The sequence below is a fragment of the Bacillus cereus group sp. N6 genome, from assembly GCF_016483705.1.
Lineage (GTDB): Bacteria > Bacillota > Bacilli > Bacillales > Bacillaceae_G > Bacillus_A > Bacillus_A wiedmannii.
Genome location: NZ_JAEHBI010000007.1, coordinates 36,706 through 49,180, shown reverse-complemented (window position 1 = coordinate 49,180; position 12,475 = coordinate 36,706). Strand labels below are relative to the sequence as shown.

Genomic DNA, 12,475 nt, shown 5'->3' with positions numbered 1-12,475 from the left:
TTTTAAATAAGAGTAACATTTTCTATGTAATAAAAATAAGTCTCTGTTAGGTGAGGCTCCTGTATAGAGAAATGCTACTGCCCAAAAATGTCGAGAGACGCCAATGGGTCAACAGGAATGATCGAATTAAGGTTTTTCTTAACGTAGCTGGTAATGTACCTATGCTATACAGTGCTAAAACTCGGCGAGGGAGAGGTCCGTAGATTTCTAACTGTTTAGGAATCGTTTATTTGTGTATGCCATGACCTTTACTCTTTTCGGAGTAAGGGTCTTTTTGTTACAAATCTATGAGTAACTTCATAGTATAAACTATAAAATTAAACGAGGAGGTGAGGAGCATGTCAAATTCTGACTCGGTTCCGTTACCCATATACTTCAAATCAAAAATATATGATGTAGGCAGGAAACGACTTGTTCCTCCCTCTATATTTATCATAATGTAGCGTTTATATGCATGTTTAAGCGCTAAACACTGTTACGGTAAAGTGGATAAATTGAGAAACAAAGCGTTTCTTCCTATGTTGTACAGGAGGAGACGATAATATGTTATATGCAAACAAAACTGTGGGTAACACGTCATATAAATTAAGTAAAAAATCAATGAAAGAACAAACAATGCTTCAAAAAAATAAAGATTTATTAATTGAAATCGCAACGAGAGATGTAAAATCTGTATTTGCGTATTTTAAAACAACAAGAGACGGATTATCTATGAAAGAGGCACAAAAACGTATTCAAGTATACGGCCGAAACGAATTAATTTCAAAAAGAGCGCGTATTGCGGAAGTAATGATGAAGCTAAGTGGAATGATTCCAGGTTTTTCAAAACAACATGTGCGTGATGGATTACAATGTGAGAAAATTACTGTGTCTCGAGTAGAATGTTCTAGTGTAACAGGTTTAAACGGTAAATTAAAAATGATGAATGTGCCAGTACAAGAGCTTGTTCCTGGGGATATGATTTTTCTTTCAGAAGGTGATACAGTACCAGCAGATGTACGTATCATTTACGCGAATGATTTATTAGTAAATGAATCCGTGCTAACAGGAAAAGATGCAAGTATTGAGAAATTTGAAAGTTGCTATCACCTTGAGCGTAAACGATTTATTCCTTTAAAACGAATGAAAGACTATAATCCACTTGAACTTGAAAACGTATGTTTCAAAGGGACTCATATTGTTGGCGGAAATGCAAAGGCTGTAGTTGTTTCGACTGGGAAAAATACGTATACAGGAATTCTTCATACTTGTTGTAGTAGAACGTCTTAATGTGTAAATGATGCTAAATATACAAAAACAATGTATAATAGACAAAGTTGAAAAAACGTAGAATGGTAATCTATTTATATAACCTTACGTGATGACGTGGGGTTATTATTTTTTTGGTAGGAGAGGGATTATGAAAAAAGTATTATTAGTTGATGGTATGGCACTATTATTTCGTGCTTTTTACGCAACAAGTGTCTACGGACAATTTATGAAACGACAAGATGGTACCCCTACAAATGGGATTCATGGTTATATGAAACATTTATTAACAGCTATGCAAGCAATTGAACCGACACATATCGTAACATGCTGGGATATGGGTAGTACGACATTTAGAACAGAATCGTTCTCGAATTATAAAGCGAATCGTGTAGCGCCGCCTGAAGAATTAATTCCGCAATTTGATTTAGTTCAAGAAATGACTGCAAAATTGTCTATTCCAGTTATCGGTATGAAAGGGTATGAAGCGGATGATTGTATTGGTACGCTTGCAAAACAATACTGTAATGAAGCGGAAGTTTATATTTTAACAGGCGATACGGATTTACTTCAGCTTGTTGATAAGAACGTTACAGTTATGCTCTTGCGCAAAGGAATTGGAAATTACGAATATTACACACCAGAGAAAATCATGGAAGAAAAAGGCGTAGAGCCGTGGCAAATCGTGCATGCGAAAGCGTTTATGGGAGATACGAGTGATAATTACCCAGGTGTAAAAGGTATCGGCGAAAAGACAGCGTATAAATTGATTCAAGAGCATGGAACAGTAGCAAACGTACTAGAAAATGTAGCAACATTAACGAAAGCGCAGCGCACAAAGATTGAAAGTGATTTAGAGAACTTAAATATTTCATTACAATTGGCACAAATTCATTGTGAAGTTCCAATTTCATGTTTACTAGAAGAAGGATTACACACAATGGATGAAGAAAAACTTAGATTCGTTTGTGAAGAAATGAATTGGGGAAGACCTGAAATATTAATCAATATGCTATAAATAGTTTTGAAAGAGAGGTGTTATATAAGTCAAACTTTGACTTATATAACACCTCTCTTTTTGTTTTTACGAACAGTATCGTAGTAAATAAAATTATATCGAACTCAATTTTAAATATATAAATGTTTCGACAAAATATATTGATAGAAGTTGATGACAATAGCAACTTTTATAATGAAATGAAGCATTTCAAAATGGTTTTAGGATGATCACATTTTTGTATGTTCACAAAGTTGTCAGAAAATAAATGAAATTTTCATATGAAGTTCAAATGGAATTCACAACAATCAATTATTATAAGGGCACACAGATAATTCCTTATCTTTTATATAAATCATCCCCCAAGGAGGACAATGAAAATGAGAAAAAAAGTGAGAAAATCTTTTAAACAATTATTAATTGAAAATAAACAATCACTATTAAATAATAAAGAAAATATGAAAGAAATTGAAGAGAGAATTGAGAAACGACATGTAGCATATAGTGGTGCCAATAATTAAATAAAATAAAAAAGATAGCCTTTAAAGGCTATCTTTTTTATTTTATATTGAAAAAACTCTATTCCTCTCTTTAATTTTGTAACTATGCAAGATGTTTTTATAGTGTTTTTCTGTCAATATTATTCATTTTTCGAGGTTGTAATTGGTATATATCAATTTTGAAGATTCACTATTCATAATATTACAAAAAATGTTACAATACATTCAAAATTACGCTATAAAATCATTTTAATATGAAAAATTGGAATGAAAAGAAAGGAGAGGAATATGAATAATGGTGTCGCTTTGAAATGATTATTATCATTTCAGTAGGAGTTGATGTAAAACGATGGATAGGTATGAAGAACTGGATTCTATACGAGGAATTTCTTCATTGATAGTAATGATTGGCCATCATTTAATGATTTTTTCAGTATTTCAAAATTACAGTTATGAAGATAATAAACCATTTGTTATTTATCTATTAAAAGAAACACCTGCTCGTCTAATTTTTAGTAGTGGTAACGAATCTGTTATTATCTTTTTTGTTTTGAGTGGATTTGTTTTGTATAGATCCATTCAAAAAAACTACGATAGCTATGGATTATTCCTTTTAAAGCGTATATGTAGAATCTATATTCCATATATCGTAGCAATAATTATAGCTATTTTATGCCAGACTACAATGAGTAAATATGGTATTTCTAATTTAAGTGAATGGTTTAATCGCTCATGGACGATTGAAAGTTCTTTAAGCTTAATAGCGCAACATATTTTATTAATTGGGAAATACAATACAGATGCATATAACGGCGTAATTTGGTCACTTGTTCATGAAATGCGAATATCGATAATTTTTCCGATAGTTTTGATGGTTTGTTTACGAAAAACGTTGAGGTATTCATTATTGTCATTGTTTAGTTTTAGTATATGTTCTGTCGTGATTTTATTTTTATTTCACTCAAGTTTAACATTAACTAGTTATGCATTAACTCTGCATTACACAGTGCTGTTTTTACTAGGAGCACTAGTTGCGAAATATAAAAATAATTTAATAGTTTTTTATAGTAATCGTACTAAAAATGAGAAAATTGCATGGTTTTTATTTGCGGTTTTACTTTATATGTATGAAGGGCTTGTTGGAGAAATTAATTTGCTTAATAATTTTATATTTCGAGACTACGTAGTAGCGATAAGTGCATGTTTATTTGTCATATTAAGCTTGTCAGTATCAACTTTGTCATCCTTGCTACGTAATAAATACTTGTTATATTTGGGGAAGATTTCTTACAGTCTTTATTTATACCACATCATATCTTTATTTTCCCTAGTGTATATGCTTCATGAAATATTTCCGTTACCTATTGTTTTAATGTTATCGCTCATTCTTTCGTTTATACTAGCAATAATTTCTTATTTGTTTGTAGAAAAATTTGCATTCAGGATCGGAAAGTATATAACAAAGCAATCGAATTTAGAAAAGAAAAGACTATCTGCAGAAAGTGAGTTGCAGGATGTCATTCAAACAAAGGCGGTGAAATAATTGAAGCAAGAAATTAGTATGAAGGATTTTCAGCAGCTATTGAAAAGAAGAGTAGTAACAATTATTTTGACGATGTGTTGTGTAACAGTTTCTTTAATTCTTATTTCTATGTATATATTAAAGCCTTCGTATCAATATTCAACGCAAATTCTCGTTGGGAATTTAGATGGGTTTAATAAGGAAAATGCAGTGAATAAAACACAGGAAAATAAGCAACTTGTAACGTCGTATGTTGATATATTAAAAAGTCCACTCATTATTTCAACGGTTAAAAAAAATTTGAAATTAGAGCAATCAACTTATGAATTAGCACAAAAAATTTCAGTGGTGAATATGGACAACTCACAAATCGTTACTGTCACAGTAAAAGATTCGGATCCTACAATCGTCAAAGAAATTGTAAAGTCATTGGCAGAACAATCTCAAAAAAGCTTTCAACAGTATACGAATGTACAGGGGATAAAAATATTAACTGACCCTGAGTTACAGGAAAAAGCTGAAAAGTTGTTTCCGAAATTTCAACTTATCATTCCTATCTCTTTAATTGTTAGTTTTTTTGTTGGGATAGGTTTAGCTGTATTTCGAGATTATTTTGATGAGCGTATATACGTGGAACAAGATTTAGAGAAAATAACAACAGTATCTGTTATTGGTCACATAAATATGAAACCGAATAGAAAAAAGAAATCTACAGAAGTTGATGCGCAATCATCTATATATCGAGGTGAACATGTCGATGTTTAAGACAAAGAAAAAGCTGCCATTTAATCCGCATGATGCTTTTATGAAAGAGCAGTTTTATACGGTGTATCACGAGTTGAAAAAATCGGGGAAACAAGTGTTCACAGTTACTTCAACGAAGGATAGAGGTGTTATCGCGTCGCTTATAGTAAATCTAGGGGTAGTGTTTGCAGAGATGAAAAAAAAGGTGTTACTTATCGACGTGAATTTTTCTGATCCTAAACTACATCTACTATTACAAAGCAATTATACGAAAACAGTGAACGATATAATAAACGATTCCCCTTGTAGTTATGAATCTTTTTCTAGTAATTTATCTAAATACTTATATTGTATTCCTGCCCAAAAAACAGTACACACCGGAACGCCTTTAGTTGCTACGGATGAATTTGATCATGTAATGGCGAAGTGGAAAGAAGATTTTGATTATATTTTCTTGTATTCCTCTGAAGTATTTGAGCTTCCTGCTACGCACATGATTGCAGGGAAATGCGATGGAGTGGTCTTAGCAGTCAAAAAGCGAAAAGATTCCCTACGTAAGGTGCAAAAAGTGATAGCAAATATAAAGAGGAAAGAATGTGAATTAATAGGTATAGTTTTATATTCTTGAATGTGGGGGTAACGATCTATGATTCGTGAAACAAACCAAGCCAAGTTGTATACGATTCCGGCTCAAGAAAAGACCAGTATTTTGAATCGAAGTATAAAGCGCTTGTTTGATATTATATTTTCACTCATATTGTTACTATTAACGCTACCAATTATGTTGTTCTTTTGTATTATGATTGCTTTCGAAACAGCAGGAGCTCCAATTTATTTTCAAGAACGTTTAGGGATTAATGGAAGGAAGTTTAATGTATTTAAATTAAGGTCGATGGTAAAAGATGCTGAAATAAATGGACCACAATGGGCAAATGAAAATGATCCAAGAATTACTAAAGTTGGATCGTTTATAAGGAAAACGAGAATTGATGAGTTACCGCAACTTTTAAATATTTTAAAAGGTGATATGTCTTTTGTCGGACCAAGACCAGAGAGAGAGTATTTTTATAAACAATTTGATACGTATATTCCAGAATTCAAGGATCGTTTAATAGTGAAGCCAGGGTTAACAGGATGGGCACAAATAAATGGAGGATATAATCTTGATCCGAAAGAAAAGTTGAAATTGGATATGGAGTATATTGAAATAAAAACGATTAAGATGGACATTCGGATTTTATGTAAAACCGTTTTAATAGTATTGAACGGTAATGGTGCAAGATAAATATATGTAAGTAGGTTGCTTGCAAAGGAGAGCCGGTATGGGTAGATCTATTTTAAATAATATTATCCATCTATTTTATAGCACAATTTTAGCTAATCTTCTTCAAGCTGTGAGTTTAATTGCTTTAGCAAATTTTTTTAATGCACAAAATTATGGGATGTTTAGTGTTGCTATAGCAGTGACGTTTGTTATGTTATTTTTTACAGATTTAGGACTTACAAATACGTTTCTTCGAGAAGGCGCAAAAGATGGCGTAGACTTAGAGACAATTTTATCGTCGTATATAAAAGTAAGGATGATTCTACTTATTTTTATTTCTATAATCGGCTATATTGCTATTCATTATATGTATGCGGATAGAAATTTGATTTATATGATGATAAACGTAATGTTTTTCATGTTAATAGGATTAACTTGGCAAAATATAGGGATTGCCTACTTTCAGCTGACGGAGCGTATGAAGTATATAGCGCTTATTAAAGTTGTATCAGCGGCAGTTGTCATTATCATTACATGTTTTTGTATTTTCGGAGAGTTACCAGTTTATATAACTGCTCGTTTATATGGATTTGGTTATATGATCGGTGGTGTATTCAGCATATATGTAATGAAAAGAAAGACGAGTATGAATATGAAGGTCGTAATTCATAAAGCGTTATTTTGGCAATTGACACCTTTTATTATTAGTGGTTTTTTAATAATGAGTACGCCACAATTAGCACCTATCTTACTTAACTATACATTGCCATTAAGTATGGTAGGTGTTTTCGCAGTGGCGTATCGGATGCCAGCAGCTTTATATCAAGTGCCAGGGGTGATTGCAGGTGCATTTTATCCAGTGCTCTTTAAGCATTATAATCAGAATAATTTAGAAGAGCATACGAAATTAAACTTACTTCAAATAAAATCAATGGCGATTGTGGGAATATGTATGACGATAGGTTTATATCATTTAGCGCCATACTTTATTTCTATATTTTTTCAGGAAGAATGGAGAAATGCAGTAGAGCCACTCCAAATATTATCATTTCTCATTGTGCTGCAAAGTTTAAATATTGCTATAGCTGACGGCTTAACAACGAGTGGACGTCAAAATAAAAGAACGGTTGTGCAATGTATAGCGTTAGTGATAGGTGGGGTTATGCTTTATAGCTTTAGTAGTATTGGTGGAGTGATAGGAGCGGCTTACGCTATGGTTTTATTTGAAATTGTGGCTTTAGTTGGGTATATAGCGGTAAGTGTAGTGAAGAAAAAAATTGTATTCCAAATTGTAATACCGTATACAATTTATTTTGGTGTAACTTTTATTGGAGTGCAATATATATTGCACACATATCATTTCATTGCGCTCGTTCTGAATACGTTAATCGTAGTAGTTGGTATATTCCTATATGATTATGAGTTGAAAAAACTTCTTCTTTCGTTTATAAGAAAAACACGCAAAAAGGATTATATTACGAAACAGGGGATATAGCCTATGGAAAATAATATGAAAATATCGATGAAATGGATTATGCTCTTAATATTATTTGTCATGTTAAGTAAATACAACATATATATTGGATTTTCGCTGAAGATATATATGATTTTTTTAGTCATATATTTTTGTTTAACAGTTAAAAACTTTCATATTCAAAAGCTATATTTTCATGAAGTTGTATTTTTGCTATTTTATTTCATCTATTGTTTCAGTGGAATTCTTTCTATATATTTAAATGCTAGTATTCGTATGATTTTTGGTGTGCTACTTGTTTTAGGTTGTTATTTTATAATGAGAAATTTATTAGGAAATGTTGAAATAGCAACACTTGAATCATCTATTGTCTATGTAGGATTCATATTTAATATTGTAAGCCTAATACTGTATATAGTCGGTTTACAGCACTTTGGATTGTACGGTGGAGAAGAAAGAGAAATTTTTGCTGGACTATTAGTTGATAGAGGATATCCAAGATTAATTGGTTTGCTAGATGATCCTAACATTTTTATTTTTTATAATACAATATTTTTTATGTATTATATGACAAACCTACATAATATGACGAACATTTTAGGATTGATTTTATGTGTTACGACAAGTTTATTAACCTTTTCAAGGGGAGGAATATTAGCACTTGTGCTTGTCGTTTTTGTATATGTATGTACATCTAGTTTTGCAAAAAAAATAAAAATAATAATGAGTTTACTAATGTTTGGTGTAGTGATTTTTTGTTTATCGAATAGTGTAATGGGTGGCCAATTGGATGACATATTGAATAAACGAATTTCTGATTTTTCGCATGATAATGGAAGTGGAAGATTTACATTATGGGAAGCTGCTTTTAAATATTATTTATCCAATCCATATATCGGAATCGGTGCGTTTAATTTTTCGAATTATTATGAGTTTCAATTTAATGAAAAGTTATATGTACACAATACATTTTTAGAAATTTTATCTGAATCGGGTACAATTGGTTTTCTTTTATATAGCGCTTTTTTATTCATATTAATGTTCAAGTTAACGCAGTATACTTTGTTTCGTGAAAAACCGTACCTTTTATTGACTATAATTGCATTTTTATTTCAGATGATGTCATTGTCACTCATTATTAACGAAGCGTTCTTATTATTTTTAGCAATGGTTGTGAAGTACATTTCAATATATGAAGGAAGGGGAAAGGTAGATGGTACAATGTCTATCAGCACATAATAAGGCGCCTCATGTTTCTGTAATAACACCTTCTTATAATAGTATACGATTTATAGGTGAGACGATTTTATCTGTACAGAATCAATCATATGAAGATTGGGAAATGATTATCGTTGATGACGCTTCAACGGACCAATCTCTTGCAAAAATTAAAGAGATAATAGAAGGGGACTCGCGTATTAGACTATTATCATTAAAAGAAAATGTTGGTGCTGCTAAAGCTCGGAATTTAGCGTTTGAAGAGGCGAGAGGAAGATATATTGCTTTTTTAGATAGCGATGATATATGGTTGCCACATAAATTGCAGACGCAATTGTTATTTATGGAAGAAATGAATGTGGCCTTTTCATATGCATCGTATAGTTTAATCGATGAAAACGGTAATGAATTAAATCGAGAAGTGAATGTACCGAAATCTGTTGACTATCATTGTTTGGCAGGAAATACAATTATCGGTTGTTTAACAGTAATGATTGATCGTGAAAAAATTCCGCATATTGAAATGCCTAGTGTCCAGCCGGAAGATACAGCGCTATGGCTAAACTTATTAGATGAAGGACATGAAGCGAAAGGGATACAGCAAGTGTTAGCGAAGTATAGAATTGTAGCAAATTCTGTTTCGAGAAATAAAATTAGAGCCGCTTTTCGGTATTGGAAATTATTAAGGGAACAAAAACGACTAAATGCATTGCAAATCTTTTACTATTTTAGTAAGTATGCTTTTCATGCCTATAGAAAAAATAAAATCAATGTAGTTGGGAAGACGCAATTATGAATATACTGTTGATGACAGATAAATTGATAACTGGGGGAGCCGAGAGTTATTTTTGTAAATTGGAAAGCAATTTGCGTGATGAGAAATTTACGGTTTATACAGCTGCAGGTGAGGGAGAACTATATGAGTCTCTTACTAGAAAAGAAAATTTCATGTTACTTAGTCGATGGAATCATTTGAGAAATATTCATTACTTACGAAAAGAAATTTGTAAACGAAAGATAGAACTTATTCATGCAAATAGTTTGCGAATGGTATTATATGCCTTTTCAATTCAAAAGTTCATGAAAAAAAAGATAAAAGTCGTGTATACGAAACATAATGTAACGATATTAGAAAAGAAAATGCCAACTCTTTTTCGTTATCTTATAAATAAATATGTGAATAATATTATTACAGTAAGTGAGTTTGAAAAAAATAATTTAATTTCAATGCATGTAGCAGAAGAGAAAATAAAGACAATTTATAACGGTGTGGATATTGAAAGATTTTTATTCCAGCAGAAAAAGACAGAATCTATTTATAAAATAGGGATATTAGCAAGACTATCCAAGGAGAAAAACCATCAATTATTTGTAAAAATTGCAAATGTGTTGAAAAAAAGAGATGACTTTTTGTTTTATATTGCTGGTGATGGACCAGAAAAAGAATCTATTATGAAAGAAATAGAAAAGTATGGATTGCAGCAAAGTGTAAAGATGTTAGGGAATATTTCAGAGCCGCATAGGTTTATAGGAAATATGAATGCCCTACTTTTATTATCTTTTCGTGAAGTGTTTCCAATGGTGGTAATTGAAGCAATGGCTACAGGAACACCGATTGTTTCAATAGATGTTGGCGGAATAAATGAAGCGGTAATAGATGGAGAATCAGGTGTTTTGGTATCTGAATATTGCGAATTAGGGTTTGCAAGTGAGCTTGAGGAACTACAAGGAAATGAGGAAAAGGTGAATCGTATTAGACTGAAAGCACGAGAGAAAGCAGAGAGATATTTCTCATTAACTAAAATGATAGAAGAAACGAAAAGTATATATGAATTAAACAAATGACCGTGCAAGTCGTTTGTTTTTTTTATTAGAGAAACTTTTAAGAGAAAACTCACATATTATATGAAAAAGGTAATATGAGGAGTGAATTTATTTTGTCAGAATATATTTCTTCCCAAGAAGATTGTGCACCAGAAAATAGTGTCCATATTGATTGTTTTGGTGCAGTTCCGAACTCAGGGAATGATAGCTCATTAGCAATTCAACAAGCTATAAATTATTGTGTAGCGAACCGAATTTCGACGGTTAGAATTACAGGGATAAATACGTACAAAATTGTAAAACCGATTGTTATTAAATCAAATGTAAGATTAGAGCTAGATCCTACTGTTACGTTGCAAATTGATGGAGATTTTAATGCGTTTGAACTGCAACAAAATGCGTCTATTACAGGTGGTACAGTTCAAGTTATAAATCCAGTGTTTCAATCTGCTGTCATTTATGTTTCCGGTTCACAACAAATAGAAGTTCCTAATCACTCTCTTATATCAAATATTAATATAATAAATGCAACGTCGTCATATAAAGGTAAGGCTATACACTTTTATTGTCAAAAAGCATGGGATTATATTAGTTTCTTTCAAGTTAACTTTATTCAAATTAAAAACTTTCAAACTGCAATACATTTGAAGACAGAATATATAGATGATATAAATACACCTTGCTGGATTAACGCAAATGTATTTCAATCTATATTTATTGATGGATGTCAGTATGGGATAGAAGTTGATGGAAACAGTGATTTACCAAATGAAAGTTCAGGAAATACGTTTCAGGATATTCAAGTGCAATGTAGACAGCAAACGAAAAAAGTCATTCGTTGTACGGGTGCCTATAATACATTTGATTGTATGATTTGGGATACGTACAGGATGAGTAGTGAACAGATTGTCATTGAATTTTCTTCTAATTCACATCGTAACTACCTTTTTTCAAATTTACTTTCCACAACTATTGTAGATAAAGGGCAATACAATGTTTGTACGTCTACCTATGAAGAATCTCTTCGAATTCAGTTACCGATTACGTTAAATAAACCACATTTAATAGGGAATCAAGATGATATTTTAGTAAACGCTCCCCAGAAGTATACTGTTAAGCAAGTAAGTGGGAAATTACCTTACGGGGGGAATCTCGTAAATTGCTTTAATTTAATAGATGAACAAAGTGTAAACTATATCGATGTTCCAGATAGTAATCCAGTTGTGATTGAGCTAGATTTTACGAAAAATCCAATCCAAATGTTAAATTGTTTTGGAATGTATTTTGGATGGGGAGAGAGCCCGCAGAAAATTAAAATTGAATATGCATTAAGTGCAACTGGAAATTGGGTTGTTGCATCGGATGTTCCATTAAATGTAGGCGATACAATTATATCGAATATGAAGGCGAGTCAACTATATAAAGTAAGAATTACATTGAGTGGTTATTCTCAAGACCATAAACGTTTTCGGATTAATCGTATGTTTGCAAGGTCTTCGATGGAAAATGGGAATGCTTGGTTAGCGACAACTGGTGGAAGAATGTTTGGAGATATTGAAATAGAAGCAAGTAAAGGTATCATTATGAAGACTGCTAGTGGAGCGAAATGGAAAGTAACAATTAATGAGGCTGGTCAGCTTATTACGACTAAAATAACTTGAGATGATGATTGGTTGTAAATGCT

At 31.9% G+C, this 12,475-nt stretch carries 12 protein-coding genes and 1 riboswitch; all 12 genes read left to right on the top strand.

What is annotated here, in order from left to right; translation table 11 throughout:
* The first annotated feature begins 35 nt into the window (after window positions 1-35).
* Window positions 36-201, top strand: a riboswitch (M-box (ykoK) riboswitch).
* 342 nt (window positions 202-543) lie between these two features.
* The 12 genes from JDS99_RS07990 to JDS99_RS07935 all read left to right on the top strand — a co-directional run bounded on the left by JDS99_RS07990 (window position 544) and on the right by JDS99_RS07935 (window position 12,452).
* Window positions 544-1,269 carry a P-type ATPase actuator domain-containing protein gene (locus JDS99_RS07990; protein WP_048543464.1) on the top strand — a complete coding sequence of 242 codons (726 nt, stop codon included), beginning with the start codon at window positions 544-546 and terminating at the stop codon, window positions 1,267-1,269.
* A 130-nt stretch (window positions 1,270-1,399) separates the two neighbouring features.
* A complete protein-coding gene (locus tag JDS99_RS07985; RefSeq protein WP_149213583.1) occupies window positions 1,400-2,266 on the top strand; it encodes a 5'-3' exonuclease in 867 nt (288 codons plus the stop codon).
* Between the two features lie 359 nt (window positions 2,267-2,625).
* The gene (locus JDS99_RS07980) at window positions 2,626-2,766 is read left to right on the top strand and encodes an FbpB family small basic protein (RefSeq protein ID WP_046955196.1); all 141 of its coding nucleotides are present in this window, start codon (window positions 2,626-2,628) and stop codon (window positions 2,764-2,766) included.
* Window positions 2,767-3,094: 328 nt separating this feature from the next.
* On the top strand, window positions 3,095-4,288 hold the full coding sequence (locus JDS99_RS07975) for an acyltransferase family protein (RefSeq protein WP_199694908.1): 1,194 nt from the start codon (window positions 3,095-3,097) through the stop codon (window positions 4,286-4,288).
* Window positions 4,289-5,032 carry a YveK family protein gene (locus tag JDS99_RS07970; RefSeq protein ID WP_098146514.1) on the top strand — a complete coding sequence of 248 codons (744 nt, stop codon included), beginning with the start codon at window positions 4,289-4,291 and terminating at the stop codon, window positions 5,030-5,032. It abuts the gene before it with no gap.
* Window positions 5,019-5,639, top strand: coding sequence for a CpsD/CapB family tyrosine-protein kinase (locus JDS99_RS07965; protein WP_137035195.1), 621 nt, complete (start codon window positions 5,019-5,021; stop codon window positions 5,637-5,639). The genes JDS99_RS07970 and JDS99_RS07965 overlap by 14 nt, the downstream gene beginning before the upstream one ends.
* 18 nt (window positions 5,640-5,657) lie before the next feature.
* Window positions 5,658-6,296 (top strand): sugar transferase, encoded by a 639-nt coding sequence (locus JDS99_RS07960; protein ID WP_098857556.1) that lies wholly within the window; start codon window positions 5,658-5,660, stop codon window positions 6,294-6,296.
* Between the two features lie 37 nt (window positions 6,297-6,333).
* Window positions 6,334-7,770 carry an oligosaccharide flippase family protein gene (locus tag JDS99_RS07955; RefSeq protein ID WP_141555623.1) on the top strand — a complete coding sequence of 479 codons (1,437 nt, stop codon included), beginning with the start codon at window positions 6,334-6,336 and terminating at the stop codon, window positions 7,768-7,770.
* Between the two features lie 3 nt (window positions 7,771-7,773).
* Window positions 7,774-8,988, top strand: a complete 1,215-nt coding sequence (locus JDS99_RS07950) for an O-antigen ligase family protein (protein WP_199694907.1) — start codon at window positions 7,774-7,776, stop codon at window positions 8,986-8,988.
* Entirely contained in the window at window positions 8,963-9,763 is an 801-nt protein-coding gene (locus tag JDS99_RS07945) for a glycosyltransferase family 2 protein (protein ID WP_199694906.1), read from the top strand. Before JDS99_RS07950 ends, JDS99_RS07945 begins: the two co-directional genes overlap by 26 nt.
* A complete protein-coding gene (locus JDS99_RS07940) occupies window positions 9,760-10,812 on the top strand; it encodes a glycosyltransferase family 4 protein (protein ID WP_098857553.1) in 1,053 nt (350 codons plus the stop codon). The genes JDS99_RS07945 and JDS99_RS07940 overlap by 4 nt, the downstream gene beginning before the upstream one ends.
* 92 nt (window positions 10,813-10,904) lie before the next feature.
* Window positions 10,905-12,452, top strand: a complete 1,548-nt coding sequence (locus JDS99_RS07935; protein WP_141555622.1) for a glycoside hydrolase family protein — start codon at window positions 10,905-10,907, stop codon at window positions 12,450-12,452.
* Window positions 12,453-12,475 lie beyond the last annotated feature (23 nt).

Bases quoted from the DNA above. Each gene is read 5' to 3' on its own strand.
- JDS99_RS07945 (WP_199694906.1), top strand. From the start codon at position 8,963: ATGGTACAATGTCTATCAGCACATAATAAGGCGCCTCATGTTTCTGTA.
- JDS99_RS07965 (WP_137035195.1), top strand. From the start codon at position 5,019: ATGTCGATGTTTAAGACAAAGAAAAAGCTGCCATTTAATCCGCATGAT.
- JDS99_RS07940 (WP_098857553.1), top strand. From the start codon at position 9,760: ATGAATATACTGTTGATGACAGATAAATTGATAACTGGGGGAGCCGAG.
- JDS99_RS07985 (WP_149213583.1), top strand. From the start codon at position 1,400: ATGAAAAAAGTATTATTAGTTGATGGTATGGCACTATTATTTCGTGCT.
- JDS99_RS07975 (WP_199694908.1), top strand. From the start codon at position 3,095: ATGGATAGGTATGAAGAACTGGATTCTATACGAGGAATTTCTTCATTG.
- JDS99_RS07990 (WP_048543464.1), top strand. From the start codon at position 544: ATGTTATATGCAAACAAAACTGTGGGTAACACGTCATATAAATTAAGT.
- JDS99_RS07960 (WP_098857556.1), top strand. From the start codon at position 5,658: ATGATTCGTGAAACAAACCAAGCCAAGTTGTATACGATTCCGGCTCAA.
- JDS99_RS07955 (WP_141555623.1), top strand. From the start codon at position 6,334: ATGGGTAGATCTATTTTAAATAATATTATCCATCTATTTTATAGCACA.
- JDS99_RS07950 (WP_199694907.1), top strand. From the start codon at position 7,774: ATGGAAAATAATATGAAAATATCGATGAAATGGATTATGCTCTTAATA.
- JDS99_RS07980 (WP_046955196.1), top strand. From the start codon at position 2,626: ATGAGAAAAAAAGTGAGAAAATCTTTTAAACAATTATTAATTGAAAAT.